The organism is Caballeronia sp. INML2 (assembly GCF_023631365.1).
GTDB lineage: Bacteria > Pseudomonadota > Gammaproteobacteria > Burkholderiales > Burkholderiaceae > Caballeronia > Caballeronia turbans.
The window spans coordinates 1-2529 of sequence record NZ_JALQDH010000162.1 but is presented as its reverse complement, the minus strand read 5'-3'; the positions used below and the strand labels follow the sequence as shown (position 1 = coordinate 2529).

The window sequence follows — 2529 nt, the reverse complement described above, 5'->3', positions numbered from 1 at the left end:
AGTGGAATTCTTATAGATCACAGGGGATCGTGTCCATGATCGGCGATCGTGGACACGATTCACGCAAATCTATCCAGATCTACCCGGTTAGGGGCGTAGGTGGAGTGGCCGGCTTCAGTTTCTCGGCCACGTTCCAAGGCAGCAATTCGTCGATGCGTGAGATCTTGTGATCAGCGATATGGGTCAGGACGTATTCCAGATAGGCGCGCGGGTTGATCCCGTTGAGCTTTGCCGACCCGATCAAGCTATACATCGCGGCGGCTCGCTCGCCCCCGCTGTCCGAGCCGACGAACAGATAGTTCTTGCGTCCGAGGGCGACACAGCGCAGCGCGTTCTCGGCAAGCACGTTGCTGATCTCGACTCGACCGTCCTCGCAGTAGAACACGAGCGCCGCCCAGTGGTTCAGCGAGTAGTTGATTGCTTTTGCGAGCGAGGACTTCGTCGATAGCGTCGCGAGTTTCACCCTGATCGTCGCTTCGAGCTTCGCGAGCAACGGCTTGCTCTTTTCCTGCCTGAAGCGCAGACGCTCGTCAGGCGCCTTGCCGCGGATGTCGGCTTCGATGCTATAGAGTTCGCCGATCATCTCGAGCAGTTGCTGGGTATCTGAAGTCGGTGTGCGCGCGTGAACATCGTAAATGTACCTCCTCGCATGATCCCAGCATGCCGCTTCGTGGATCTCGCCGCTCGCATACAGTTGATCGAAACCGGCGTAAGCATCGGCCTGCAGGATGCCACGGAATGCGGCGAGTCGGGTCTGAGGATGGACGCCTTTGCGATTCGAGGAGAAGTCGAACCATACCGCAGCGGGCTCGGTCGAGCCCGAGCGGTGATCGTCGCGCACGTAGACCCAGAAGCGACCGGTCACCGTCTTTCCGTTGCCTGGCGCGAGCACCGCAACCGGTGTGTCGTCGACGTGTACCTTGCCGGGGACCAGCACGTAGCGCTGGATTGCTTCAACAAGCGGTCCACAGAGCTCGGCGATCTGCCCGATCCAGCGGCCCATGCTGGCGCGATCCAGCGTCACGCCGTCGCGTGCCGCAATCTCCGATTGGCGGTACAGCGGTTGGTGATCGGCGAACTTCGATACCGCAATGTCGGCCAGCAGGCTCGGATGCGCGATGCTGTGCTCGATGGGCAGGCTGGGCATCGCGGGCTGTTCGATGTGGCCGCAGTCAGGACAACACAGCTTGTGACGGATCGTGCGGATCACTTTAAACGCAGCCGCTACGCGCGCGAGCTGCTCGGAAACATCCTCGCCGAGTCGCTGCATCGTTGTGGAACACTTAGGGCAAGCCGCATTCGGTGTAAGTTCGATTTCATCGCGTGGCAAGTGCGGCGGCAGCGGCTCTCGCGTGGGCGTTCGACCAGGCGGCGCCGTCGACGTCTTGTCTCGATGCCCTCGCGTTTCGGCAGCGCCCTGACCGGCCGTCAGGTCTTCGAGCTGCGCCTCAAGTTTATCGATCTGCCGGGCCAGTTTCTCGGACTTGCTCCCGAAGTACATCCGCCTGAGCTTGTCGATCTGCGCCTTCAGGCGTTCGATTTCGTCGTCCCGTGCGGCGATCTCCCGCACCATGTTCTCGATTGACGCCTGCTGCTCGAGCACCAGAGCCTGGAGCTCCGCGACGGTGGTGGGAAGCGGCGCAGATTGGGACATGCGTCGCAGTTTACGAGCCTTCGATGTGGTTTACAACATCGACAGAGCAGCGGTGCGTTGCGGGTGTCGCCAGTCGATGCCTTCGAGGAGCATCGACAGCTGTGCGCTCGTCAGATGGATCTTTCCACCGTCGGCCTGTGGCCAGACAAACCGGCCTCGCTCCAATCGTTTTGCGAGCAGCCAGAGCCCATCGTCGGTCGCCCAAAGCAGCTTCACGAGATCGCCGCGGCGGCCGCGGAAGATGAATACGTTGCCACCCAGCGGATTCTCTTCGAGCGCTGTCTGCACTTTCGCGGCCAGCCCCTGGAAGCCGCAGCGCATATCTGTCACGCCGGCCACGAGCCACACGCGCGTACCTGCCGGCAGCGCGATCACTTCAGGCATTCCTGCAGGAACGCTTCAGCGCGCTCGGCAGACAGGCCGCGAATCTTCACACGCCGTTTGCCGATCTCCACCTCGATTTCGCACACGGGCGCCGGCATCGGTATACCGCTCGGCGCTTGCGACGCCACTGCGGGCTCAGGCGGCCGCAGTACCAATGCTGAGTCGATCACGTCGACGCTCAGTAGCTTCGTGCTGGGCACGCTCGGCGCAACTTCGATTGCAGGTATGACCAGCTTGCCTTCACGGTATTGCTTGCGCCACGCGAACACCACATTGGCGTTGATGTCGTGCCGTCGCGCAACAATCGACACCGACATGCCGGGTTCCAATGTCTCTCTGATCACCTGCTGCTTGAATTCTTGCGCATACGTCCGATGGGGATGCGTGCGGCCCGCTGCGTTCGACATGGCTGACTGTCTCCGTCAAGCTGAACGCGCCCATCATGCGTCGAAATATTCAGCAGTGGGAAACGGTTGTGCCGAGTCGCTTAC

The 2529-nt window shown here is 61.3% G+C and carries 3 protein-coding genes; all 3 read right to left on the bottom strand.

Annotated elements, in window-relative coordinates; genetic code table 11:
* Positions 1–79: 79 nt before the first annotated feature.
* From tnpC to tnpA, 3 genes are read right to left on the bottom strand one after another with little or no spacing between them, the layout of a single operon-like run.
* Positions 80–1654: an IS66 family transposase gene (gene tnpC, locus NCT32_RS36675; protein WP_061122006.1), complete on the bottom strand. Its 1575-nt coding sequence runs from the start codon at positions 1652–1654 to the stop codon at positions 80–82.
* Positions 1655–1684: 30 nt separating this feature from the next.
* Complete coding sequence (tnpB, locus tag NCT32_RS36670) at positions 1685–2029, bottom strand: IS66 family insertion sequence element accessory protein TnpB (RefSeq protein ID WP_061122005.1); 345 nt, start codon at positions 2027–2029, stop codon at positions 1685–1687.
* Positions 2026–2445: an IS66-like element accessory protein TnpA gene (gene tnpA / locus NCT32_RS37420; protein WP_061122004.1), complete on the bottom strand. Its 420-nt coding sequence runs from the start codon at positions 2443–2445 to the stop codon at positions 2026–2028. The genes tnpB and tnpA overlap by 4 nt, the downstream gene beginning before the upstream one ends.
* Positions 2446–2529: the final 84 nt, after the last annotated feature.

Coding starts and splice junctions, on each gene's coding strand:
- tnpA (WP_061122004.1), bottom strand. CDS start 2,445: ATGTCGAACGCAGCGGGCCGCACGCATCCCCATCGGACGTATGCGCAA.
- tnpC (WP_061122006.1), bottom strand. CDS start 1,654: ATGTCCCAATCTGCGCCGCTTCCCACCACCGTCGCGGAGCTCCAGGCT.